This window comes from Coriobacteriia bacterium, from assembly GCA_016649875.1.
In the GTDB taxonomy this organism is placed as follows: domain Bacteria; phylum Actinomycetota; class Coriobacteriia; order WRKU01; family JAENWW01; genus JAENWW01.
Window position 1 is genome coordinate 1 of sequence record JAENWW010000013.1, and the last position, 25,395, is coordinate 25,395.

Sequence of the window (25,395 nt, forward strand, 5' to 3'; positions counted from 1 at the left end):
GCGTGAGATGATCATCTCACGCACTATCTCGGCCATTTTTAGTCCTCCTACACCTTTTTCTTACATCGGGCGAACCCAGACGCCATCCTCTTCGATGAACAGTCCTGTTCGCACTAGCTCGAGGTGTGAGTAAGTTTGACCGGCTCGATTACATACTTCTTGAAGTAGAATTTCAGGGCGAAGTGCGCCTGTTTGGTCAATCCTCAAAGAAAAGTCGATGGTGCAACCTTCCTCATTTTTAGTCACAACTGCATCTTTCGGGATGCAGAGTGCAGGATTGAAAACTTTTTTCTTATCTTTTTGCACTACTTCCAATGAGGTACTTTTTCGAACTGATTGAAAACTTTGCTCAACCTTATCGATTTCTATATCACGTGCCCAAATTTCAGCACGATAAGCATGGATGGTGATGGCCGCCGTCAAAGACGGGAGCTTGTTACCGATATATCCGACTCTTTCAATCGGCAAAACGCGCGGTGCCGACGCTTTCAGTTTCGCGAGGGCGATGTCAGGTCTCACGAATTCCGACAACCACAAATCGAGATATTCGCCGTCGCTTGCCGTCCCCACGGACAGGGCCGGTCCGAACGCGACCTTCATGTGCGGATGAAAGCCTTGCGTAATAGCATACGGTAGTTGTGCACGCCTTACAATGCGTTCGACGGTATGGAGAACCTCCAAATGAGAGAGGAAGGCGCCGCGGTCGGCTTTTCGATAGTTTATGCGTAACCTGAAATCGGAACTCATTGACGCTTCTCACCTCCGAGAACGATGTCGACATCGAGTGTTTGACAAGCACCGCAGCCTGTGCAGGAGTCGAAACTGCAGTCCTGCGTCAATACTTCTTCACGGGCTTTTTTCGCTTCCGCGACGAGATAAGCGTCGCTCACTCCGGTCGAAAGATGCGCCCATGGAAAGACTTCGTCATAATCGCGCGCACGGTGAGCGGTGAATGCGGGATTGTAAGCGCACTCTTCGAAGGCATCGAGCCAACGCTTCAAGGAGAACTGTTCGCTCCATGCATCGAAACGGGCACCGTTACGCCACGCGGCTTCCAACACCGGCGATAAACGGCGGTCACCACGTGCGATCACACCTTCGAGAAACGAAATATCCGCATCGTGCCAAGAAAGATTGACTCCTTTGCGCGGCATAAAATCACGCAGCACCCGCTGCTTGCGATGGATCTCTTCGTCGGTTGCCTGCGGCTCCCACTGAAAGGGCGTATGCGATTTCGGGACGAGCGTGGACACGGAAACTCCGACGGTGATTCCACCTCGCTGACCGGGCTCGACGCTCTTCTTGGCCGTACGTAAAACTTTTCCGGCCAATTCCCCGATCGCCGCGATGTCCTCGTCGGTTTCAGTCGGAAGACCGATCATGAAGTACAGTTTTATCCGACGCCATCCGGCTTTGAACGCGCGTTCCACCGTTTCGAGCAGCTGTTCCTCCGTCACGTTTTTATTGATGACGTCACGAAGGCGCTGACTGCCGGCTTCAGGCGCAAACGTGAGACCGGTTTTGCGTCCTCCCTGCGCCATGAGATGCGCCATATCGATTGAGAAAGCATCGACGCGCAATGAGGGGAGCGAAACACTGACACCGCTGCCCTCAAACTGCTTTTGGAGGCGGCGGACCACTTCTTCGAGTTGACTGTGGTCGGCGCTCGAAAGCGAAGTGAGCGATATCTCGTCATAGCCCGAATCCCGCAAACCGTCGATGGCGTTCTTGACAATCGAGTCGGCCGATCGTTCGCGAACCGGACGATAGGTCATACCGGCTTGGCAAAAACGACAGCCGCGTGTACAACCGCGCAAAATCTCGAGCGTATACCGATTATGGACGACATCGACATAGGGAACGATGGGACATTGAATCGGTGCGACCGTTTCCATATCGGTCACGACTCGCTTATAGACGCGGTCGGGCGCTCCATGAGTTGGCGTGATGGTGCTGATTCTACCGTCTTCACGATACGAAACATCGTAAAATGACGGCACATACACGCCTGATATCCCAACCAGTTTCTCTAAAATTTCTTGTTTCGTCTTGCCCTGTGCGCGCATCGTCTTATCAGTGGAAATTATCTCTTTCCACGCTTCCTCGCCCTCACCGATGAGGAATGCATCGAAGAAATCCGCCAGGGGCTCCGGATTGAAGACGCAAGGTCCGCCGCCGATTACCAGCGGATACGAGTCGTCGCGATACTTAGCGCGAAACGGAATGTGCGCCAAAGAAAGCACTTCGAGAATCGAGGTGTATGAAAGTTCATAAGGAATCGTGATTCCGAGGATATCCACACGCGAAACGGGCATGAATGATTCAAGCGTGAATAGTTCAATATCCTCCTTGCGCATGAGATCGGACAAATCGATCCACGGCAAAAATATACGCTCTCCCGAAACACCATCCAGAGAATTCGCAGCTTGATAGAGAAGCGCGAGCGCCTGATTGGCTTGGCCGACCTCGTAGGTGTCGGGGTAGCACAGCCCGACACGGTAATCTTGTGCCTCCGCCACTCCCCACTCGCTGTCGATATAGCGCGACGGACGCTCGACTCGATACAAAAGAGGTCGAATCTGAGGCCAGAGGTCGGTTTTTTTACTGCTTCGGTTGTTTTCAGCCACGCGTACGATTGCTTTCAATATAGCCTCTGCGTGTCTTGAAAGGAACATGACTCTGAGCGGTTCGGTGAGAAATGCCGGGCGTTTTGGCCATTGCCTCTCGAGACTTTATGACGATTTCGTCCCTTACGGAAAGAAGATGTTGCCCGAGTTGGGCTACCTGTCCACCGCCGGCGAAATATTGAACGACTGCGATTCCCATACCGTAAGTCGCACCGTAACCTATTGCGGCCTTGATTGCCCATCCGAGAAACGGAATGACACCGACGAACTCACGTGCGACGGTTCGCATGGTGAATCCACCTGCGACAATCGCTGCAACCTCTTTGGCGCGCTCAATACTGATGGGCTCCCCGTAGACCGCAGCCACTTGAAACATCATTTTGATTTGATTGAGCGTCATAACCGGCAAATCGGCGCCCGGAATGAACAACAATCCTCCGACGATTGCATTTTGCAAAGCGGTCGCCTTAATGAATTCAGTGGCGACCGATTCGCGCATGAACGGGAAGTTGACCGCGAGCGCCAACCGAATATCGCTCATTTCTTCTGCGCACCAACGTGCGATATCTTGGCTGCAGGCTTCCCTGTTCGAACCGTCCACGATGTCGAGAATGCTCACACGGAAATGCTCGGCCACACTTTCTGCATCGATCGAGGTCGTGACGATCATCAATTTTCTTCGGGAATCGACGATTTTTCCAACAAGTCCGATGAGCGCTTCGCTATAATCTTGCGTCGCACCGTCTTTCGGAGTTGAAAGCACGCAGACGATGAAATCGTATTTCGAGGTGCTGTGCGGCCCGATTGTATCGGTGCCTATGACACGCGTGACCACGCGACACCGCAGAGTTTGCGGAGTAAGCAGCGATGACACGATTGCAATCATTTCATCGGAAGCGAGAGGATCGACGAGCAATCCTATCGAAATTTGTTTTTCCCCTTGCTCCTTGAACAACTTCCCTTGTTTGATGACTTCGCCCGGGTTCACGGGAAGCTTAGTGGGAAATTTCATGCTAGACTCCTTTCGAAATACTTTGGAACGGACGTCTTGTCCAAATCGAGAGCAATACCCCGACGCAAGCAAGATTCGTTACCATAAACGATGAACCATAACTCATGAAGGGTAATGGAATCCCGGTAATCGGCATAGCTCCGACGGTCATCCCGATGTTTTCGAGGATTTGGAAAACCCACATACTCATGATACCCGCTGCAACGAGTGTTCCGAACAAATCCACCGAACTGACAGCAACGCTTAAGGCAACCATCAAAAGTGCGAGATACAGACCGAGCAAGACCGCCGCACCGGTAAAACCGAGATCCTCACCTATAACGCTGAAGATGAAGTCGGTACTGCGCGCGGGCAAAAAGTTGAGTTTTCCTTGCGTACCGGATCCGATACCCTTGCCGGACACTTCGCCGGAACCAATGGCGATTTTGCTTTGTTTCAGGTTGTAACCGGCACCTTTGGGGTCTCTGGTCTGGTCGACGAACACGAGCAATCGGTTCATCTGATACGCCTTCAATATGACAGGCTTTCCCGTATCCCCGAGCCAGGTATTCAACGATACCATCCCGATTATCAAAGCGATCCCGAGCACGAGGGTGGTTATCAGCCAACGTGCTTTGGCGCCGCCCATCAATAAAATACCCAATGCGATTGCGATGAAAACGAGGCTGGTTCCGAGGTCGGGCTGAGTCAAAATCAAAATGACGGGGATAAACGCTATCCCCAAAAGCTTCAAGTATTCTTTGAGCGATTCGATTTTTCCGTCGTTCCGCACAACAATACTCGCATAAAATAATATGATGACGAGTTTTGCCGGCTCAGCCGGTTGGAACAAACGAATGCCGGCGATAGCGAGCCAAGATTGCGCGCCACCCGCAGAATAGCCCAACCCCGGGATTCGCGGAGCAAGCATCAAGAGAGCACTGAGAATAAGAAGTGGCGTGCTCCAGTCTTTTATCTTTCGATAATCGAATATCCAAAAAAGCACCAACAGACCGATACCGACGACGATACCGAGAAGCTGACGTGCCAACCCGGATCCCCCCGTCGTCGAATTCACCATCATCGTCCCGTATACAAGCAACAGAATTACAATCGCCAGGAGCGTCGGGTTGACATACTTTAATAGAAAGCCACGTACTTTGATATCTTCACCTGAACTTTACTGTCTTGGACCTATTTGAATAGTGACACCAAAATATCATCTACGACTGGAAGCGCATAGGTTCCTCCGCCACCGCCCTGTTCGATCATCGCAACGACGGCATATTTCGGATTGTTCGAAGGAGCATAAGCGGCAAACCATGCATAGTCGTTCTCTTCGGTCTTTTGAGCCGTTCCCGTTTTACCTGAGACCGGAACACCCACGTTGGATAGTTTCGGTCCCGATGCGCTCTGTGATATAACTGCGCGCAGGTTACTTTGCAGCGTCTGAACGGAAGAGTTGCTGACAGACGGCTTGCCGGTGACTTTTTTCTTGGCGGTAATGACGGTTTTTCCCTCGCTGCTGAGCGCGCTCTTGAAAACATGCGGCTGGTAGATGGTTCCGCCGTTTGCTATCGCGCTGTATGCCGTGACGAGCTGCAATGGCGTCACTAACAGGTCGCCTTGACCGATGGCGAGGTTGACCGAGTCGCCCGGAAGCCATTTTTTATACTCAGGATAATTTGCATTCCAAGCAGCTTTCCATTTCGCGTCGGGCACCCGCCCCCTAGCCTCACTCGGTAAATCGATTCCCGTCAACTTTCCGAACCCGAATTGCCGGGCGAGCTTTTGCTGATTTTCTTTCCCGGTCTTATAGTCCCGCAATCCCACATTGTAAAAATAGGTGTCGCATGAGTTGATGAGAGCGGAGTACAGGTTTTGTATGCCGTGACCGGTGTGCAACCAGCACCACTTGCCCCACGTTTTACCGAGGCCTGTCCAGTAACCGACGCAGTCGAACGTCGTCGCCGTGTTAATCAAGCCGTAGTTCAAGCCGGTCAAACTGGTAAACGCCTTAAACGTCGAGCCGGGAGGATACACCGACATGATTGCGCGGTTCGTCAACGGATAACTTGAACTCTTCGAGTTGAATCTTTTCCAGGTTTTTGTAGAGATTCCGTTTATGAACTCTTCGGGATTGTACGTCGGATAGCTCGCCATCGCCACGATTGCTCCGGTATTGACATCCATGACCACGGCTGAACCGGCAACTGCCTTATTCCCTGCGGCACGTGACCTCATTATTGCTTTTTTCAAAGATGCTTCTGCAACTTTTTGTGTTTTCAAATCGAGTGTGAGCTCGATGTCCTGTCCCGATCCGGGCTGCGTTTCAGAAACTATTGTTTGAATTTTCCCCTGCGCGTTGACCTCAAGAACTCGCCGACCGCGAACACCTTGCAAAACGCTTTCGAACGAACTCTCCGCGCCGGTTTTACCGACGATGTCGGAAGGGTCATAGTTTTTAAACGTCGACGAATTAAGCTGGGTATCCGAAATCTCTCCGGTGTATCCGAGAACGTGCGCTGCAACAGAGCCGTTCGGATACGTGCGGACCGCTCGCGCCTGGACCTCGACTCCTCCAAAGGAAGTCGAATGCTCTTCTATGTAGGCGACGGTTTTCATGGGAACGTCTATGGCGATTACGCGCAAATCGAGAGCAGCCTCTTTCTTTGTGGTCGCCTTATCGATGACTTCTTGCTTCGTCATGCCCAGGATCTTGGCTAAACGTAAAACGAGAGGGGTATCATTTACTATCGTGGTCGGAGCCAAAACCGCCATCGTCGAACGGTTGCCGACGAGAACTTTGCCGTTACAATCGAATATTCGCCCGCGAGGAGCAATCGTCGTCGCCTCGCGGAGACTATTCTGCGCCGCCTCTTTTTTATAGGATTCGCCGTTGATTATCTGCATCGACCACAAACGTGTGAGCAAAACGATAAACACCAACATAAAGATGCCTATGAATGCAATAACCCGAGGTCTGATATCCGGTTTCTCGTTATACATAAGTAATCAGTTCGTTTAAACGAATCGCTTAAACGAAGCTATCTTTACATCCTCTCGAAGAACTTTCGAAAGCACCGGAAAGAGCACTATCGAAATGAAGATCGTATAGACTGTCGTCGGGAGCACCTGAAACATCAAGGCTCCCCAAAACGGCGCATCCGTCCCCAGCACGAACACCATAATCATGGAGAGGAGTTCCGAGAAAAGGCTCGCGATGCTCAAAACGGTCACCGGAAGCAACCAGCCTTCTGCAAACAAGTTCTGTCCGAGAAGTCCGACCACATAGCCGGTGATACTGAGAACGAGCGCCCAAGGACCCAGCGGGCCGGTTCCTATGAGATCAAGCAGTAGACCGGTGACGAAACCGAGTGCCACACCTTCGCTCGAACCGTTGGTCATCGCCATGACGACGACGATGATGACGAAAAAGTTCGGAGAGACTCCTCCGATCGATATGTACGGTGCCACACCGACTTGCAACAAAAATCCGGCGATGAGAACACCCACGACTGAGAAAAATTTTCGCACAATCAGTTTCCTTTAGTTGTATTTGTTCCCAGCGTATCAGTTGCAGGGGTGGTATCGGTCAATATCAAGACATCCTCGACAGTATTTACATCATTGGCCGGCTGCAAACGAATGGTTTTATAGAGAACGTTCGTTTCTTTCGAGACTTCGAGGACTTCGCCGACGAGAAGACCTTTCGGGTAAATTCCGCCAATACCTGAAGACACCACGACATCTCCCTGAGTGACGGTAGCCTCGGCGCTCACGAACTCGAGCGTGAGATCTCCGGTGACCGAGCCTTTCGTGATGCCCGGTTTTCTGCCGTTTTGGATGAGCGAGGCGACTCCGCTCTTTTGATCGGTCATGAGTCTGATCCGACTGAAGTTCGCTCCGACCTCGACGACTTGTCCCAAAAGACCGTAGGGGCCGAGCACCGGCATTCCGATGGCGATTTTATCGTTCGTCCCTTTGTCGACGGTCAGCACTTGACCCCATGTGTTGGCGGGAAGTCCGATAACCGTGGCCGAAACGCCTTTATAACCTTGCGCATTCGCGCTGTTCACGAGATTTTTCAAGCGAACGTTTTCCAAACGGGTCTCTTCGAGCGCAACGACGCGCGCCCTCAGTTCTCTGTTCTGGTCCTGCAGTTCACCAAGTTGTCCGCGCGTCACACCGAGATCGGAAATCCACGTGAAAAAGCCGCGCACCGGAGTCGATGTCCATTTGCCGACATGTGATATCGGAGTCGCCACTGTTTGTGTCGCGACTCGAACGCTATGAAGCGGTCCCGTCTCGGACTCGCGAGACCAAACGGTCATCAGAACGATTGCGAGAGCGACGAACAGCAACAGCCAGCCGATTTTTCGATTATTAGTTTCTTGCGGGGCGATATTCACAGCCCACCTACCAAATTAAAATATTAGCGCGAACCTTGAAGAACTTTTTTGAGTGTTTCGATTTCTTCAAGAGCTTGTGCTGATCCGTCAACGACATTTGTGAGCGCACTTTCAGACACGTGCACCGGCATTCCTGTTTCATGCCGAATTCTCTCATCAAGGCCTCGAAGCAGTGCTCCGCCACCGGTGAGGACGATACCGAACTCCATCAAATCGCTCGCGAGCTCGGGAGGAGTTATTTCAAGAGTTTCTTTGACTGCATTCACGATGGCGACGATGGGCTCTTCAAGCGCCTCTCGAATTTCTTCCGATTCCATGGTGATGGTACGCGGAAGCCCCGTAGCCAAGTCGCGGCCGCGTATTTCGACATCGACTTCCTCGACGAGAGGCCAAGCCGAACCTATTTCGAATTTAATCTCTTCAGCGGTGCGCTCACCGATCAAGACGTTATAGGAGCGCTTCACATAAGCGATGATGGCTTCATCACACTCATCGCCTGCGATTCGTATCGACTGCGCCACGACGATGCCGCCCAAAGACACAACGGCCACTTCGGTGGTTCCTCCGCCGATGTCGACGACCATGGAACCGGTCGGTTCTTGAACGGGAAGCTTGGCTCCGATGGCGGCTGCCATCGGCTCCTCGATGAGATATGCTTGTCGGGCGCCGGCAGTCATAGTCGCTTCGAAAACCGCGCGCTTTTCAACTTCGGTGACACCGGATGGAACGCACACCACGACGCGCGGTTTCGGTTGCCAAAAGAATGTCTTCACACGGCATTTGTTGATGAAATAACGAAGCATCGCTTCGGTGGTGTTGAAATCGGCGATGACACCGTCTTTCAAGGGACGAATCGCCGTAATCGAACTCGGTGTACGTCCAATCATGCGTTTAGCTTCTTTGCCCACCGCGAGAACACGGCCTGTGTCTCTTTCGATAGCCACGACGGACGGTTCGATGAGGACGATTCCCCGACCGCGAACGGACACGAGCGTGTTCGCAGTACCGAGGTCGACGGCCATATCTCCGCCCATGGAGTTCGCAAAAATATCCCTCAGCGACATAAAGAGTACCTTTCGAATAAATTTGTAAGTGCTTTAGTCTAGCACAGGACCATGCCCCTAAACCTTCGGGCAAGGTATCCGTATGGTTACATTTCACCCATCCAAATCCCCGTAGCGGCGCAAACTGTAATTTCGCCCTTCGACTCCGACGATGACATGGTCGAGCAAGGCGATGCCGAGTAGGTCGCCCGCCTCTTTCAAGCGGCGAGAAACCCTTATATCGCTTTTCGAAGGATGCGGATCACCGCTCGGATGGTTATGCACAACGATAACACCTACTGCCGATGCAGCGAGCGCATCCTTGAAAACTTCACGAACTCCCACTATCGTCGCATCCACCGTTCCGACAGAAACTTCGCTTCTGTGGACCAATCTGTTTTTCGCGTTGAGCGCAAGCATCCAGAAGTGTTCCCTATCGAAATTCTTCATGAGCGGATAGCAATAACTCGCCACAGCTTCGGGCGTGTTCATCTCTTCTTGAAAATTGAACGTGCCGTATATCCGTTTGCCCAGCTCGATCTCCGCAAGCACTTCTGCGGCACGCGCTTTGAGCAGCGCTTCTTGTTTTGAACCGTCTTCCCCTCGTCTCACGGCGATTTCGACCAAAGCGCCCTCATAATCGGCGATTTCTCTGCAAGCGTACCGTTCACTGACGGAATCAAACGATGAAGTCCCATCCCGTGAAATCACGTTGCCGATTTCTACGAACAAGTCATCGCCGCAAAGGTACTCGAAAAGGTCTCGAGTCGGCACGTCGAGCAACAGACCGCAAGCGATTTTCTCGATGACGATTTCTTTTTCCAAAAGATACCCTCCCTCGGTTCGTAAGAACCTCAAGAGGATATCCGTTATCTACGGTACCGATTTATAAAAATCACTGAACGTTTGGTGAGATGAATTCACGGTCGAGGACAAACCGTATCGAGACCGACTCACTGCTCGCGGCCAGCACTTTAGTGCACCGCACAAGACAAACAGGGATCATACGCACGAACGAGTTGCTCGATTTTCAAGATGAACTCGTCGTGTTCGAGACTGAGAATGCTCGGGGCGAAGGCACGCATATCGGCCTCGAGGCTGGCGAGGTTTTGCGCCGTCGGAGTGATAACATCGCCGGCGGTGACGATACCGTTCCGGTCATACTCGAGCGTGTGATATAACGTTCCACGCGGGGCCTCCGTGGCACCGTAACCGACCGCTTTGCGCGGCTTGAATTCCACCGGAGAGGCACTCCCGTTCGAATCAGCGAGTTCATAGCAAAGCATAGCGCAACGCTCGGCGGCATCGACGAGTTCGATGGCTTGGCAGATATTGTTGTAGAAGGGGTTCTTCATCACCGGTCGCATGCCCACTTTACTGGCAACGACACGAGCCGAGGGAAGCAACTGATCCCACGAGTTGTTCACGCGGGCGATGGCGCCGGTCATAAACGGCTTACCGTCGACCATCACGTGCTTCGAGTTCGAATGAGACACGACTTCTTCTTGCATGAGCGCACGATAATCACTCACCGGTCGGTTCCACTTGTGCGTAAGCGAATGAATTTCGCCTTCGACGATCGCATAATTATCAGAGGCGACCAAAGAAAGCATGTCGCTCTTGGTTTCGTAACGAGGTATATCGAAACTACCGAACAATTCGACGGTTGCCGCAGCATCGCGAACGGCTTCCTCGAGACGCTTTCCGAAAGAAAGCAACTCGGTTCGCGTCGGCTCGGAAGTAAATCCACCGATGACAGCCGTCGTCGGGTGCACAGCGCGCCCTCCCACGAGCGTGCAGAGTTCATTGCCGAGTCGCTTGAGCGCGAGGGCGCGCTTGACGATTTCAGGAGCCGTCTCGGCAAGAGGAAACACCGAAGGGAGCCCGACGTAATCGGGGGCGGCCAAAATGTAGAGGTGTGTCCCGTGGTTTTGAAGGTAGGAGCCGTATACAAGGAGCTCACGAAGCTTTTTCGTGCGTTCGGAGACTTCGATGCCGAAAGCGTTCTCGGTGGCCAAAATGCTCGTCACCGCATGGTTTGCGGAACAAATGCCACAAATTCGGCTCGTTATCAAGGGCGCCTCATCGAAAGTACGACCGACGACCATCGACTCGAAAATGCGTGCAGGCTCGACGATATCCATCGTGATGCGTTTGATCACGCCTTCATCGACATCGACGGTGATGTCCCCGTGGCCTTCGATACGCGCTACGTGATTAACAGAAAGAGTCGTCATGTACGAGTCCTTTCGCATGGGAGTTGTAAATCTCGAGTCCATTCAAAAACTCCTGCTCGAGTGCGTATTTCGCAGCAAACTCACGTGCAGCCTTCATGTTGGCATCGGCTGCAATTCCTCTGCACCCCGTGCACGCTCGGCCGCGGTTGATACAAAAGGATTCGCATCCCGCCGCCGTCACCAGACCGAGGCACACTTTTCCTTGTGCGTAAAAACAGCTGTTCTCATTGATTTTGCATGAGGAGCACATCGTCTCGCGGTGCACGTTGTCGACGAGGCCGAGAAGCGCACGTTGCAAAATAGAGGAAAATTCATCCGGATTCACCGGGCATCCCAATACTTTGAAATCGACATCGATCACGGCGTCTATCGGACGCGGAGGAATGTGTCCCCATGCGACTTTCTCGGCCGCCTCGCCATATACGAGATGCAGCCCCTCTTCGAGGTCTCCGTTGAGCGCAAGGGAGGGTATGCCCCCCGTGCAAGCGCAAGCTCCGACGATTATGACCACCTGAGCTCTCGCGCGTACTTTTTCAAGAAGCTCGACATGCTCTTGCGTGGTGCACGCGCCCTCGATGACGGCTATATCATACTCGCTCGGCATATGCGCGCTAGTCGCCAGCTGCCAATAGCTCAAATCAAACGTACCGAGCATCTCGAGAAGCTCGGGGAAGTTCGTAATCTGAACCTGACATCCGAAGTCGCTCGCCAGACTTAAAAACACCACATTCGGCCGCATGGTTACATCGCCTCCTGTAGATTCATTGCTTCCCAGTAGCTGAACACCGGACCGTCGATGCACGCATATTGATGTCCGACTCCGCAATGTCCGCACATCCCGATTCCGCACTTCATACGTCGTTCGAACGACATGAAGATGTGATCGACGTCGAGGTTCTTCTTGCGCATCTCCTCGATGACATAGCGATACATCACCGGAGGACCGCAAATTGCTCCGTAGGTGTTTTTCGGGTCGAGTTCGATTTTGTCGAAAAGCTTCGTCACGAGGCCGACATCGCCATCCCACGTATCGTCGGGCTGATCGACCGTCATGATGAGATCGAAATCTTCGCGATGCTTCCACATCTTGAATTCCTCGTGGAAAAGAATCTCGCCGGGGTTTCTCGCTCCAAGCAAAATGGTGACTTTTCCGAATTCGTGACGCTCGTCGTGAATGTGGTTGATGAGAGACTTCAACGGAGCGATGCCGAGCCCTCCGGCGACCAGCAAAACATCATGTCCTTTCATCTCCTCGAAAGGAAAGCCGTTACCGAACGGACCGCGCAAACCGACGATGTCTCCGCACTGCTTCTCATGCAATGCTCCGGTCACCGTGCCTGAGTTACGCACACAGAGTTCGATGAAGCCTTGCTTCGACGGAGCCGACGATATCGAAATCGGCGCCTCGCCCACCCCGAAAATCGAGAGTTCCATAAACTGCCCGGCTTCGAAATCGAATGCGTCTCGAACAACCTCGTCGATGAGACGGAATTCGAACAGTCTCTCTTTATCAGTGAGTTGGGTAATCGAGGTTATTCGAGCCGCCCACGGGCGAAAAGGGTTTGCCTGTAACTCGCGATAAGCGATAGAAGAGTTGACTCCCACGGCTACTCACCGCCTTTCACGAGTGCTTCGATGACGCGGCGCGGATTGATATTCACTTTGCATGCCTTGGTGCATCGACCGCAGCCGACGCACAACACTTTGCCGAATTTCGACAGGTAGCCCCATTGTTTGTGATAGAAACGATACCTGACCCTCGCCGCTTTTTGGGCGCGAAAGTTATGCCCCTGTGCAACTTCTGCAAAAGAGGAAAAACAGCAGGAGTCCCATGTGCGTACGCGATTCCCCCCTTGGCCGTCCGCATCCTGTCGATCGTTCACATCGAAACAATAACAGGTCGGACACACGGCCGAGCACGCACCGCACGAAAGGCAATCATCGCCGATTTCCTCCCAAAGCGGGTCGTTGTATTTCGCATCGAAAAGGAGTGGGAGTTGCGTGATGTCGGGAGCGGGAGTAAACGCTTCCTCCCATGCTTTCGTGCGCTCCTGAAACGCCTTCATATCTTGGGGCTCGACCTCACGCGTTTCGACGAACTTGTCGAGCATGTCGGCACCTTCGACCGAACTGCACGACACGAAATAGCGATCGCCCAAGTCGGTTAAGAAAAGATCGAAGCCCTGGTTGACCTCACCGGTACCGAAGGCATTGCACATGCAACTCGGAGTCGGCATACAGCTGACTCCGATGATAAGCGTATTGTCCCTTCTGGCCTTGTAATAAGGATCGACAAAATCGCCGAGGAATACTTTGTCGACCAGGAGCAACGAATTGATGTCGCACGGATGCACACCGAAGATGACGCGCGGCGTTACGTTCGGCGCATCTTGTGAAACGCCACTGTTCTTCGTGTCATAGTGCATGAGATTTTCTTTGGGAAGGAGGAAATACTTCTTCGGGGGCAGAATAGTCGTCGGATAGTCGAGTACCAATTCACTCGGGTCGGTTATCTCGCCGAAAACGAAATCTTCCCCTTTGGCTTTCGGACCGACGATTTCTCGTGTGGCGGCTAGTCCAGTCACCAAATCGCCGACATTTCCTTTGTGCAAAATGCGAAAGAACATTGCGCCCCCTGTCTCACCGTGCCGATAAAATGACGCGACCGAGTGGCTCGTAAATAAATTATGAACTCACTCGGCGCATATTCAACATGTCTCAGTTTGCAAATCTAGCAACCGAAGAACAATTTTACCTCACGTTGTGCCGACTCGACGGAATCAGAACCGTGAATGACATTCGCATCCAAAGAGAGACCGAGATCGCCGCGGATGGTACCTGGTGCCGCCTCGGCGGGGTTCGTCACTCCCATAAGCTTGCGACAAAGCAAAACCGCTCCGTCACCGCTCCACACCATCTTTACCACGGGACCGGAAGTGATGTACTCGATGAGACCGTCGTAAAACGGCTTGCCCTCATGCTCGGCATAATTGGCGGCAGCTTGCTCGGTGGTGAGAACAGCGAGCTCGAGACGCTCCAGCGTCAAACCGGTATCCTCGAAACGGGAAATAATACGACCGACCTGTCCGCGCTTTACCGCGTCGGGCTTAATCATGATATACGTCTTTTCGAACACGAAAGTTCCTCTCTCATTGGGCGAGCGTTCAACGCTCGCAAACATAGATAGATGAACAAATATACGTTACTTAGAAGTCATTCTCAACCGACTTGATTTTCCAACCGACGCCGCTCCTCACGATATTGAACTTGAACGCAATCGCAGCTCCACTTTGAGGCTTGATCGCAACACTGGCGACGGCGGAAAAACCGCTGACGGCGACGGATTCAATCGTATAGGTGGCAGGCACGGGTACAGCCGCCATTTCGCGGACGGTATTGGTCGAATCAATCCAGTAACCGTCGAATGCTTTACCGGAATTATAGGCATCGAGCGCATTGCCGACGACTTCCCTACCAGAAGGAACACCGAACCCGGTGAAGTAGACGGCCGCAGCGCCACCGCCTATGAGCGCAAGAATGATGATTACGGTTACAACCCATTTAACCCACCGAAAGCGGGAACGGCCGGCGCGCTCGAGTTCTTTGCCGATTTTGACGGCTTCTCCTTCGGAACGACCGAAGAACAGCTCGACATCTTCTTGATTTCCGATATTGAGCGGTTCCATGCTATCCATCGCCCCCTCATCGATGACACCGGAATCAATTGAGATGGGATCGGTGAGAGCCTGCACGGTATCGACTCGCTGGAAAGCGTTCGTCTCTCGCCCCGCCAAATCGGCGGCGAGAACGGAAATATCGGAAGTCGAAGCAACCGATTCGGGCGCAGAGGCGACCGGCAGCATCTCATCGGTGAAATCCTCCTCGAACGCAGAATTGCTCGAAACCAGTGAATTGTCAACGACATGGTTCTCTTCTGCGATTTGGGCATCCGATTCGTCTTCAATACGATCGGCGGTCTGAGCATACGCGTACTCGAGCATCTCTTTGGCCGTCGCAGAAAGCCGATGATTATGCAACGTCATCGCCTCTTCGAAAGCACGAACGGCTCGCTGCCATTCCCCCGCCTTCGCATAAGCCATGCCCAGATTTGAGAGCGCCAGCCCTTTGTTCTTGTAACTTTCCGCGCCGAGAGCGGCTTTATATGCTTCCGCGGCGTCTTGCGGCCTGTCGATGGTCATCAAACAAAGGCCGAGGTTGATCAAACTGGCCCCCGGGTTGGGATTCGCCTGGTCTACTGCTGCACGTCGATAAGCGATTGCCGCCTGATCGAACACCTCTTTTTCCATGAGAGCCGTGCCGAGCCCCTGATAACACTTGTAGGGCGATTTGCAGTCCGGTTCTTCGATTGCCGCTTGATAATGGGCTATGGCGGCGTCGAACTCTCCGGCTTTAAGATACGCATTGGCCAAATTCAACTCCACTGCAGCGCGACGAAGATAGGTGTCGTCTCGCAACGCATGTTCATAGACGGTAATTGCGTCGTTATATCGCTTGAGGCGCATGAACGAATTACCGGCCATATGATAAGATGCCCCATTGCTCACGGGCGTACCTTGCTCACTCGCCTCCAAGAACCCGCGCGCAGCTGCGCGAAAGTCTCCTCGTTCGTACTCTTGTTGCGCTACTTTGAATTTTTCTGCATCCACGCTGAAAATCCCCTTCGCAACCGTTAATCTACGATAGTTACCGTTTCGATGACGTCGCCCACACGCAAGTCGTCGGCAACATCCAATCCCTTGGTTATGGTACCGAACACCGTGTAATTGCCGTCGAGAAAATGAGCGGGCTCCAACGTGAAATAAAATTGGGATCCGGCCGAATTCGGGTCCATCGATCGTGCCATGGCGAGTGCACCTTTTTCATGCGTATGCGGGTTTTTGGAAAGGTCGAACTCACCTTCGATACTGTACCCCGGGCCACCGGTGCCGAACGGTCCCTGACCCTTGATTACTTCTTCGGAGGTCGCGTCACGAGTGAGCGGGTCTCCTCCTTGTGCGACGAATCCGGGCTCATGACGATGAATCTTCGTACCGTCATAGAAAGCCTTCTTTGCGAGTTCGACGAAGTTCCCGACATGAAGAGGAGCCTCTTTGCCGAATAGCTCGACTTCTATGGTGCCCTTCGAAGTCTTGATAACCGCGGATTCAGTTCCGTTCGGTTTGTACTCGGGTGTATACATGAAAACCTCCAGAAGCGATTGGCTTTGATAGTACAGTCCTTTTTATTCTAACAAGCAACGGACACATGAGAGCATTCTTTACGAAAATACGACAACTCATGCGAAATTCTTTACGAGGATTTCAACCGGCACGAACAATATTGTGAGAAGCGCTTGTAGCATGTAAAGAGTACCATGTAGCCATTATTTGTTCTGCAGAATAAAGATACCCGCTCGAAAATGAGCGGGTATCTTTTGCTTCAGTCATATGGTGCCCCCTGTAGGATTCGAACCTACGACCTTCTGCTCCGGAGGCAGACGCTCTATCCCCTGAGCTAAGGAGGCAATTGAAATTTGCCTCTCTATCATATCGCAAAAATAATGTACGACATCCAAAAATAATGTACGACATCGGTATCGTCGGCTACAATGAAAAAGATTCCATCAACCACCACAAGAGAAACATGGCAAATGCCGAATAAAAAGAGTCTCGTAATCATAAACCCTTTTTCCAAAAGTGGCCACACTCAAACAATCATCGCAAAAATAAAGGAGCTCTTCGCTTCCGTCGATGCCGATTACGCCGTGACGAGCGGGCCGCTGCATGCCGAGGAACTTGCAGCTGCAAGTCGAGGATATGAAACGATAATCGTCGTCGGCGGTGACGGCACTTGCAACGAGGTGGTTAACGGCCTTATGAGAATAGAGGAGTCGAAGCGACCCGTCCTTTCCCTCATCCCGAGCGGATCGGGAAACGACACATGTCGCATGGCCGATATCCCTCTCGACATAGAAAAAGCGGTGACAATCGCCCTTACCGGCAAGCCGAAAAAATTCGATGTCGGAAAATGCAACGACCGCTACTTCATCAATAGCTGTTCCATCGGCATCGACGCCATCGTGGTTGCAAAAACTCTCGAGTATAAAGAACGCTTGAAATGGAGCGGTCCGATGCTTTACGGAGCCGCGCTTCTGCATGTCATCACGCACGATCTCCACCCAATCGAAGTGATGCTCTCTGCCGACGGAGGCGATGCATGCGAACGTTTGATTCTACTTTGCGCCGTCACGAACGGAAAGACGTACGGAAGCGGAATTACCATCAATCCGAGCGCATCGCCTGACGACGGGCATCTCTCGATGGCGACGATCGATCGGGTGACCATCGGAAAAGCATTGAGAAGTTTGCCGAAAATCATGGCAAAACGCATCGACGAAGTCGATGCTTACCGGACACAAGAAATCTCTGAAGCAATCCTCATGCCCACCGAAAAGCGCGAGCTCGTCGCACAAATAGACGGTGAGGTCTTCGTCGGAAAAGAATTCGTCTTCACGACCTACCCACGGGCGGTTCAAATCATGGTTACGCAGTAAAAACTAATCCATTGAGATTGCGCCGTTAGGGCAATCATCGACGCAGATACCGCACTCGGTACAGTCCTCTGGGCGATTGAGCTTTGAGACATCCTCGATGTCATAGCATCCGTTCGGACAGTCGTCGGCGCAAATACCGCATGCGGTGCATGCATCGGCATTGACTACAGGTACGCTCATGGCAATTCCTTTCTTATATCCAATAATACGATTGCATAATAGCATGATTGCAAAAGCATAGTACCACTAAATGGCGGCCCCTCGCACCGCAATTCTGCGAACATATACAGCGAACATATACAAGGAGGTACCGTGAATGAAAATCGTTAATGGACGTCACCGCGGATATGACTCAGATGATACAACCAAAAACCGTATGCCTTGTCCTGTCTGCAACAACGAAGGTGTAACTGTCGGAAAGATTACCGTCGAACATTTGGTTTTAGATGATTATCGCAAGAGCGTTGAAGGAGAACTGTACAAGATTTGCATGAATGAAGACTGCGATGTCGTTTATTACAATGTCAATCCTGGAATAAGATTCTTAAAGAATCAAATAAAAGTTCCTATCTGGTTTAAGAAAAATGCAAATCCAAAGTATGCGTGCTATTGCAGCAAAGTTACGGAAGATCAGGTAATCGAAGCTGTGGTTAAGCAGGGGGCAAAGACGGTGCAGGAAGTGAATGTTATAACTGGCGCTATGAAAGACTCAAATTGCAAAGAGAACAACCCACTCGGTGTTTGTTGCCATACGATTATTCAAGATGCGATTGATAAAGGTTTAAAAAAGCAATGATTCAATTTGGCACATTCCTCTGGTTCTGCGAACATATACAAAACATATAGAAGGAGGTCTGTGTATACTGGAAAAGAACATTTTCAAGCAACCATAATCACACAAACATTGGGCGATATGAATACAGAAATCGTAAGAATACAACGCCTCGGAGCGGGTGCGGACTCCGTCGCCGGTCTCTCCGACGGCAAAACCGTTTTCATTCCCTTCGGCTGTCCGGATGACGAAGTCGAAATAAAAATCATCGAGGACCGCGGAAACTATGCACGAGGCGAAATCGTCAGGATAATCACACCGTCTCCCATGCGTGTCAGCCCCTCTTGCCCCTACTTCGGCACGTGCGGAGGTTGCGAATGGCAGCATATCGATTATGCCGACCAGTTGATTTCCAAGCGCAACATCGTCGTGGATGCTTTGTCACGTATCGGCAAAATCGAAAATGCAGATGCTCTCGTTCTTGACTGCGTGCCCTCGAAAAACCAATACAACTATCGCAATAAAATCGAGCTCGAAGCTCGAATGAACAACGGTCGTTTCGAACTCGGCTTCCATAAACGAGGAACGCACCAACTCATCGAAGTGGATTCATGCGCGCTTTTCACGAAAAAGTTTCAAAAGGCCCCCAAAGCATTGCGCGGAGCGCTTAGCTATCTCGTCGGAAATCAGGACTACGCCATAGAACGTATCGGCATTCGGGCCGCCACGTTTACCAGCGATGTCGAAATTGCGCTCTATACGGCGCCGGGTCCCTTCCCCCGCGCCATGGTCGCAAAAATGCTGAAACAAGCCATGCCACAAGCCACAAGCATCGTACGGGTTCTGCTGAAGGACAAGGCGGAGACGCGCACCGTGAGCAAGGTGGAAGTGCTTTTGGGAAAGGGCCGCCTCGAAGAGATGATCGGTGACATCTCGTATGGAATCTCCGCGCCGAGTTTTTGGCAGGTCAATACGAGGGGCGCAGCCGTGCTGGTCGACAGTGCGCTCGAATTTCTCGAACCCGACGAAACCGACACCGTAGTCGATCTGTATTCAGGTGTCGGAACTTTCACCCTCCCCCTGGCGAAAAGCGCCGGAGAGGTGCTCGCCGTCGAGTCGTACGGTCCGGCTGTGCGCGATCTGCGCCGCAACCTCGATGAGAACAACCTGGATGCGGAGGCTATCGGCGGAGACGCTGCGCGTGAGATATCTTCCATCGACCATATCGATGGGCTGATCGTCGATCCTCCCCGCGCCGGCCTCGACGCAAAAGTCATCGAGTCGCTCATCGGGCGAAAATACCTCAAGAAACTCGTCTACGTGTCGTGCGACCCCGCCACACTTGCTCGCGACTTGAAATCACTCGTTGCCGGTGGATACTCGATCATCGAGGTTAAGCCCGTCGACCTTTTCCCGCAGACGCATCACGTTGAGTGTGTGGTATCGATGTCGCGGAGCGAGTCCTAACGTTAGTGGATTTACTGAGCGACGTCGAAAACGGGCACTCAACCTAAAGTTTATTTTTCCATTTGTAGAAACATATCTCAAAATAATATTTGCATACACGGTTTAACGGATAGGATAGGTGATTTCAAATGGAAGAAAACAATAAGACAATTGAGATATTGAATACAATGAAGAACGTGGAGTATTACCCCTCTTCCGTAGAAGAAGTAGACATGGCGAAATACACTAAATTTCCCCTTTCGAGAATACCAGCTATGGGAACTGCTTTCGAGCCTCTGGTTGCGGCATTTCAAAATGTCGTAAATGGTGGCCAAGCTTCGACCGGATTATATAAAGTAACAATTCCAAAAGGTGGGCACCTGGCAGAATTTCAAAATGGTTCCGGGTACCTAGGAAGTGTTTTGAAGGGGAATGGCGCCGTGGGAGGAGGACAGGCGATACTGAATCCCCTCGTTTGCAATCCAACAATGCTATTTATGGCAGTTGCGCTAAAGGGTATCGATAAGAAACTCGATATTATCCAAGAGATACAGCAAGAAATTATTGGTTTTTTAGTACAGAAGGAAAAGTCGGAACTCAAGGGCGATCTGAATATTTTAACGGATATTCTTAATAACTATAAGTTCAACTGGGATAACGATAAATTCAAAAATAACAATCATAATAAAGTTCTAGATATTAAGCAGTCAGCAGAAAGAAAAATCGATTTCCATAAAGAACAAATAACGTCAAAAATCAACAAAAAATCTTTCCTTCACAGCGATCAAGAAGTGAAGAAACGGCTTGGAAAAATACGGTCTGAGTTCAACGACTACCGACTGGCCCTATATCTTTACTCATTTTCCGCCTTCATGGAAGTTGTACTCCTGGAAAACCATGACTCGGCGTATCTTGAAGGTGTTTCCAATAAGATAGAAGAATACTCGTTAAGATATCAAGAACTCTATAAAAAGTGCTATGACCTAATCGAGGAATACGCTAAGTCTTCAATACAGTCTCACCTATCAAATAGTGTTGCAGGTGGCTTAAAAGGCGCAGGGAAAGCCTTGACAGAGGCAGGAAAAGCCATAACAAAAGTTCCTGTAATTAGCAAATGGCAATTAGACGGGACATCACTCATTAAAGTGGGAGACGGTCGTGAAATGCGCGCATCAGAAAGAACCTATCAGACCATGAAGCAGTTCGACAATGAGCTGAGCGACTGCGTTCGTCCATTCATTGAAAATATCAGTGCCGTTAATAGATTGTATAATCAGCCGGTGGAACTTCTATTTGATCAAGAAAACATTTATTTCAGTCTGTCAGAAAGCTGATATGTTCCGTTTATTCAGTTAAGCCAGTGGACTTAACTGAATAAACGGAACGGACCGCACTCTCGAGCCACATCGAAACAGTAGCGCCGACGAAAAGGACCCTTGCATGAGAAAGATTGATGACAGATTCATCGATGATTTAAGAGAAGGAGTTTTTTCAGCCTTCTTACGCCGAGTGAAAGCCGACGACAGCCTCTGCCTTGAGATTAGAAATAACCACATCAATATATATTATCGCGGTGGCAATTTATTGAAGATCACCCAGTATAAAAATAGCTACCGGATATTCTTCGATTCGAAATATTGCTTGAACAAAGGCAACGAAACAAATTACGAATTGCTCAACTCGCTTAAAACAAATGACATCGATGGCTATACGCAATCGCTCGATTTAATGATTTCTGAAATGGACGGTTGGTTTAAGGTCCATCCGAAACCCGAGAGAGAATTTCAGCACGATCTCGTAAAGTCCAATTCATGCATTGTGGATATCGAGTATCAAATAAAGCATACATCCCGCCTCGATATGATCCTCTTTGCTGATAACAAAATAATTATCGTTGAAAACAAATTGGGCAAAGGTGCCATATCCGGGAAAGCCGGCATAGCAAAACATTACAAAGATATATGCGATATTCTCAACGATGATCAGACAAGAGATGAATTGATAAACTCAGTCGTGAGTATTTCCGACGCAAAATACAAGTTAGGTCTTGTCGATAAGCCCATTTGCAAACATGAGATACATGGTTCTGAAATTCTCTTTTTGTTTGCGGAATACAACGAACAGAGCATGGCACTACAAAATGAGATAAATCAAATATCTGACACCCTCCCCGCCAAAATCCTGTTCATGGGAAACGATGAACATCTCATTCGTCTTGAATGTGCAGAGGATTTGATGAGCTATGGACGTTAAAATCCATCGAGGTCAAAACCAAATAGGTGGAAACATCATCGAAATAGCAACTGCAAGCACAAAAATACTGTTTGATGTCGGTCTAGACCTTTGCGAGGCCAACAATAAGGATTTGCCTGCTATTGAAGGCCTGTTCAACGGCAAGGGTTACGACGGTGTATTCATATCGCATTACCACAGCGATCACTTAGGTCTAGCCTATTTTATCAATCGAGATATTCCGCTCTATATCGGCGAGTCAAGCTACAAGATCGTCAGGGCGGCCGATGACTACAAAGGGGTATCGAGCATTGCCCCGAAAGGGTTCCTCCATCACGGCATTCCAATTGTGATAAACGATATTAGCGTAACTCCCTATCTGTGCGACCACTCCGCCTTCGATAGCTATATGCTTCTTTGCGAGGCTGATAACGAAAGCATTCTCTATACGGGGGACTTCCGCTCCAATGGAAGAAAATCGTACAGCAGACTATTAGCGCAACTTCCGGATAAGATCGACAGACTTATTTGCGAAGGCACGACCCTTTCCCGAAAGAATCATGTTTCCAAGACCGAAACTGAGCTTGAAGAGGAAGTCGTGAACTGCCTGAAAGACACCGACGGTCCCGTTTTTGTTTTGCAGTCTTCGACGAATATCGACAGAATCGTCACCATGTATCGTGCGGCAAAACGCTGTAGGAGAATATTTTTACAGGATCTATATATGGCGGATATAACCTCGTCCATTGGAGGAAATATCCCAAATCCCGCGTTCGACGACGTCTTCCCATTCATGACAAACTCCCGAAGATATGACGGCTTATGCAAATATCAAAATAGGGTTGGAAAAGAATTTATCTCCGGGGCACAATTCGTCATGTGCGTTAGGACTTCAATGTCAAGATATCTGCGCTCTTTGTCCAAACTGATGAGTTTTGAAAACGGATGCCTCATCTATTCATTTTGGGACGGATACAAAGAGACAGAGTCCGTGAAAACTTTTTTGAAAGTTTGCCGAGAATTGGGACTTAAGGTAATAACTTTGCACACAAGCGGGCACGCCGATGCCAAAGCCATAAACCAGCTGATTGCAAAAACAAACCCGACAGAAATTTTACCGATACACACCGAAAACCCGGACTGGTTCAAAGAAAACTTACAACACTGATTTTGAATTACCTGACTCGAGTACCTCAAGAAACTCGTCTACGTGTCGTGCGACCCCGCCACACTTGCTCGCGACTTAAGACTGCTTGTTAATGGTGGATATTCAATCGTTGAGGTTAAGCCCGTCGACCTTTTCCCGCACACTCATCATGTTGAGTGTATTATCTTGATGTCACGTGTAGCCTCATAAAAAAGGAAATATAATATCCACTACAATGGTAGTGCTCTGATTGACTGGAGATAAGAATATGGAAAAAGCAAATAAGGGGTGGGAACATAACCGCAGCTTGCTTGAAGCAAGCCTTGACCCCATCGTAACGATAGGACCCGATGGCATAATAACAGATGCCAATTCTGCAACAGAAAAGGCTACAGGACTTCCTAAAGAAAAGATAATCGGCACGGACTTTTCAGAATACTTTACCGAGCCTGACAAGGTTCGCGCTGGATATAAACAAGTCTTTGATGTTGGCAAGGTCGTTGATTATGAACTTTATCTCAAACATATCAATGGATCATCCATTCCTGTTTTATATAATGCATCCCTGCATAAAGACAATGAAGGTCAAATAATCGGAGTGTTTGCTGCTGTAAGGGATATTTCTGCAATAAAAAAATATGAAAACGAGCTTATTGATTTTAAAAACAATCTTGAATCAATCGTTCAACAAAAAACAGCCGAATTAATCATTGCAAATAAAGAACTTGTTTTTCAAAACGAAGAAAAAGAGAAACGTGCGGAGGAACTCGTTGTAGCCAACAAAGAGCTGGCGTTTCAAAATGACGAAAAGGATAAAAGAGCAGCAGAGCTAGTCCTGGCAAATAGAGAGCTCATCTTTCAGACTGGAGAGAAGGCAGACAGGGCAGCAGAGCTAGTGATTGCTGATGAAGAGCTTGTCTTTCAAAGCGGAGAGAAAGCAGACAGAGCAGCAGAGCTACTTCTCGCCAACAAAGAGCTGGCTTTTCAAACTGGTGAGAAGGCGGACAGGGCGGCAGAGTTACTTATCGCCAACAAAGAGCTGGTGTTTCAAAATGAAGAAAAAGAAAAGCGCGCAGCAGAATTAATCATTGCAAATAAAGAGTTGGTTATCCAAAACGAAGAAAAAGAGAAACGTGCTGTGGAGTTAGCCATTGCCAACGAAGAACTTTTTATTCAGCGGAAAAAAACAGAAGAGTTTAACAACCAATTGGAATCTCGCGTCGCTGAGAGAACGGCTCAGCTTGAATCTGTGAACAAAGAGTTAGAAGCGTTTTCCTATTCCGTATCCCATGATTTGAAAGCCCCTTTAAGACATATAACAGGATACATTTCATTATTAGTGAAAAAACACACGAACCTGCTTCCTGCAGAAGGCCTTCGTTATCTTGACAACATTTCTCTTTCTGCTACGAACATGGGAGAGCTAATCGATGGACTGCTTCAATTTTCAAGAACCGGAAGACTAGAAATGAACCAAAAGTTGCTCGATATGAATGAAATAGTGGATGCTTTGATTCAACCTAATAGAGAGCAGGACCAACAGCACAGAATAGAATTCCATATCAATCCCCTGCCACCCGCTTTCGGTGACCTTGAAATGATAAAATCAGTCTGGAATAACCTTATTGAAAACGCAATAAAATTTTCCAAGAAAAAAGATCTGGCGAAAATATCCATTGGCGCAGAAGAAAACGAGACTGAAATAATTTACTATATCAAGGATAATGGCGCAGGTTTCGATATGAACTACGCAGCAAAATTATTTACAGTTTTTCAACGTTTGCACCTTCAAGAGAATTTCGAGGGCACCGGGATAGGACTTGCAACCGTTCAAAAAATAATCGCAAGACATGGCGGGAGAATCTGGGCTGAAGGCAAGGTCGGAGAAGGGGCCGCCTTCTTCTTCTCTTTAATTAAAAGAAAGGAAAGGTAAAA

At 50.0% G+C, this 25,395-nt stretch carries 25 protein-coding genes and 1 tRNA gene; 8 read left to right on the forward strand and 18 right to left on the reverse strand.

All coding sequences use genetic code 11. The annotated features are described in order from the left end of the window. Window positions 1-60: 60 nt before the first annotated feature. The 17 genes from JJE36_05715 to JJE36_05795 all read right to left on the reverse strand — a co-directional run bounded on the left by JJE36_05715 (window position 61) and on the right by JJE36_05795 (window position 16,834). Window positions 61-747, reverse strand: coding sequence for a DUF2344 domain-containing protein (locus tag JJE36_05715; GenBank protein MBK5211788.1), 687 nt, complete (start codon window positions 745-747; stop codon window positions 61-63). Continuing rightward, entirely contained in the window at window positions 744-2,675 is a 1,932-nt protein-coding gene (locus tag JJE36_05720) for a TIGR03960 family B12-binding radical SAM protein (GenBank protein ID MBK5211789.1), read from the reverse strand. Before JJE36_05720 ends, JJE36_05715 begins: the two co-directional genes overlap by 4 nt. Beyond that, complete coding sequence (locus tag JJE36_05725) at window positions 2,620-3,639, reverse strand: hypothetical protein (GenBank protein MBK5211790.1); 1,020 nt, start codon at window positions 3,637-3,639, stop codon at window positions 2,620-2,622. The genes JJE36_05720 and JJE36_05725 overlap by 56 nt, the downstream gene beginning before the upstream one ends. Window position 3,640: 1 nt before the next feature. Beyond that, the gene (gene rodA / locus JJE36_05730; protein MBK5211791.1) at window positions 3,641-4,720 is read right to left on the reverse strand and encodes a rod shape-determining protein RodA; all 1,080 of its coding nucleotides are present in this window, start codon (window positions 4,718-4,720) and stop codon (window positions 3,641-3,643) included. A 92-nt stretch (window positions 4,721-4,812) separates the two neighbouring features. After that, a complete protein-coding gene (gene mrdA, locus JJE36_05735; protein MBK5211792.1) occupies window positions 4,813-6,570 on the reverse strand; it encodes a penicillin-binding protein 2 in 1,758 nt (585 codons plus the stop codon). Between the two features lie 72 nt (window positions 6,571-6,642). After that, window positions 6,643-7,155: a rod shape-determining protein MreD gene (gene mreD, locus JJE36_05740; GenBank protein ID MBK5211793.1), complete on the reverse strand. Its 513-nt coding sequence runs from the start codon at window positions 7,153-7,155 to the stop codon at window positions 6,643-6,645. Window positions 7,156-7,157: 2 nt separating this feature from the next. Continuing rightward, window positions 7,158-8,030 (reverse strand): rod shape-determining protein MreC, encoded by an 873-nt coding sequence (gene mreC / locus JJE36_05745; protein ID MBK5211794.1) that lies wholly within the window; start codon window positions 8,028-8,030, stop codon window positions 7,158-7,160. A gap of 23 nt (window positions 8,031-8,053) precedes the next feature. Next, window positions 8,054-9,094: a rod shape-determining protein gene (locus JJE36_05750; GenBank protein MBK5211795.1), complete on the reverse strand. Its 1,041-nt coding sequence runs from the start codon at window positions 9,092-9,094 to the stop codon at window positions 8,054-8,056. 93 nt (window positions 9,095-9,187) lie between these two features. Then, the gene (gene radC, locus JJE36_05755; protein ID MBK5211796.1) at window positions 9,188-9,898 is read right to left on the reverse strand and encodes a DNA repair protein RadC; all 711 of its coding nucleotides are present in this window, start codon (window positions 9,896-9,898) and stop codon (window positions 9,188-9,190) included. A 149-nt stretch (window positions 9,899-10,047) separates the two neighbouring features. Continuing rightward, on the reverse strand, window positions 10,048-11,310 hold the full coding sequence (locus JJE36_05760) for a Ni/Fe hydrogenase subunit alpha (GenBank protein MBK5211797.1): 1,263 nt from the start codon (window positions 11,308-11,310) through the stop codon (window positions 10,048-10,050). Further along, on the reverse strand, window positions 11,291-12,049 hold the full coding sequence (locus JJE36_05765; GenBank protein MBK5211798.1) for an NADH:ubiquinone oxidoreductase: 759 nt from the start codon (window positions 12,047-12,049) through the stop codon (window positions 11,291-11,293). The genes JJE36_05760 and JJE36_05765 overlap by 20 nt, the downstream gene beginning before the upstream one ends. A gap of 2 nt (window positions 12,050-12,051) precedes the next feature. After that, window positions 12,052-12,915, reverse strand: a complete 864-nt coding sequence (locus JJE36_05770; GenBank protein ID MBK5211799.1) for an FAD/NAD(P)-binding protein — start codon at window positions 12,913-12,915, stop codon at window positions 12,052-12,054. Window positions 12,916-12,917: 2 nt separating this feature from the next. Further along, window positions 12,918-13,937, reverse strand: a complete 1,020-nt coding sequence (locus tag JJE36_05775) for a 4Fe-4S dicluster domain-containing protein (protein ID MBK5211800.1) — start codon at window positions 13,935-13,937, stop codon at window positions 12,918-12,920. 104 nt (window positions 13,938-14,041) lie between these two features. Beyond that, window positions 14,042-14,491 (reverse strand): nucleoside-diphosphate kinase, encoded by a 450-nt coding sequence (gene ndk / locus JJE36_05780; GenBank protein ID MBK5211801.1) that lies wholly within the window; start codon window positions 14,489-14,491, stop codon window positions 14,042-14,044. 25 nt (window positions 14,492-14,516) lie between these two features. After that, on the reverse strand, window positions 14,517-15,977 hold the full coding sequence (locus tag JJE36_05785; protein ID MBK5211802.1) for a tetratricopeptide repeat protein: 1,461 nt from the start codon (window positions 15,975-15,977) through the stop codon (window positions 14,517-14,519). Between the two features lie 23 nt (window positions 15,978-16,000). After that, window positions 16,001-16,510, reverse strand: a complete 510-nt coding sequence (locus tag JJE36_05790) for a peptidylprolyl isomerase (protein MBK5211803.1) — start codon at window positions 16,508-16,510, stop codon at window positions 16,001-16,003. Window positions 16,511-16,758: 248 nt separating this feature from the next. Continuing rightward, window positions 16,759-16,834, reverse strand: a tRNA-Arg gene (locus tag JJE36_05795). Between the two features lie 126 nt (window positions 16,835-16,960). Between JJE36_05795 and JJE36_05800 the strand changes: the two genes are divergently transcribed. Next, the gene (locus tag JJE36_05800) at window positions 16,961-17,863 is read left to right on the forward strand and encodes a diacylglycerol kinase family lipid kinase (protein ID MBK5211804.1); all 903 of its coding nucleotides are present in this window, start codon (window positions 16,961-16,963) and stop codon (window positions 17,861-17,863) included. Between the two features lie 3 nt (window positions 17,864-17,866). On the opposite strand, the gene JJE36_05805 is transcribed toward JJE36_05800, so the two are convergent. Next, window positions 17,867-18,043, reverse strand: a complete 177-nt coding sequence (locus JJE36_05805) for a 4Fe-4S binding protein (protein MBK5211805.1) — start codon at window positions 18,041-18,043, stop codon at window positions 17,867-17,869. A gap of 136 nt (window positions 18,044-18,179) precedes the next feature. Here JJE36_05805 and JJE36_05810 point away from each other — a divergent pair, with 136 nt between their 5' ends. The 7 genes from JJE36_05810 to JJE36_05840 all read left to right on the forward strand — a co-directional run bounded on the left by JJE36_05810 (window position 18,180) and on the right by JJE36_05840 (window position 25,393). Further along, window positions 18,180-18,659 carry a (2Fe-2S)-binding protein gene (locus JJE36_05810; GenBank protein ID MBK5211806.1) on the forward strand — a complete coding sequence of 160 codons (480 nt, stop codon included), beginning with the start codon at window positions 18,180-18,182 and terminating at the stop codon, window positions 18,657-18,659. A 117-nt stretch (window positions 18,660-18,776) separates the two neighbouring features. Next, on the forward strand, window positions 18,777-20,102 hold the full coding sequence (rlmD, locus tag JJE36_05815; GenBank protein MBK5211807.1) for a 23S rRNA (uracil(1939)-C(5))-methyltransferase RlmD: 1,326 nt from the start codon (window positions 18,777-18,779) through the stop codon (window positions 20,100-20,102). Window positions 20,103-20,230: 128 nt separating this feature from the next. Next, complete coding sequence (locus JJE36_05820; GenBank protein MBK5211808.1) at window positions 20,231-21,415, forward strand: hypothetical protein; 1,185 nt, start codon at window positions 20,231-20,233, stop codon at window positions 21,413-21,415. Window positions 21,416-21,521: 106 nt separating this feature from the next. Next, window positions 21,522-22,334, forward strand: a complete 813-nt coding sequence (locus JJE36_05825) for a hypothetical protein (GenBank protein MBK5211809.1) — start codon at window positions 21,522-21,524, stop codon at window positions 22,332-22,334. Next, a complete protein-coding gene (locus tag JJE36_05830; protein MBK5211810.1) occupies window positions 22,324-23,481 on the forward strand; it encodes a hydrolase in 1,158 nt (385 codons plus the stop codon). Before JJE36_05825 ends, JJE36_05830 begins: the two co-directional genes overlap by 11 nt. 42 nt (window positions 23,482-23,523) lie before the next feature. After that, window positions 23,524-23,670, forward strand: coding sequence for a hypothetical protein (locus JJE36_05835; protein MBK5211811.1), 147 nt, complete (start codon window positions 23,524-23,526; stop codon window positions 23,668-23,670). Window positions 23,671-23,710: 40 nt separating this feature from the next. Next, on the forward strand, window positions 23,711-25,393 hold the full coding sequence (locus tag JJE36_05840; GenBank protein ID MBK5211812.1) for a PAS domain S-box protein: 1,683 nt from the start codon (window positions 23,711-23,713) through the stop codon (window positions 25,391-25,393). The last annotated feature ends 2 nt before the right edge of the window (window positions 25,394-25,395 follow it).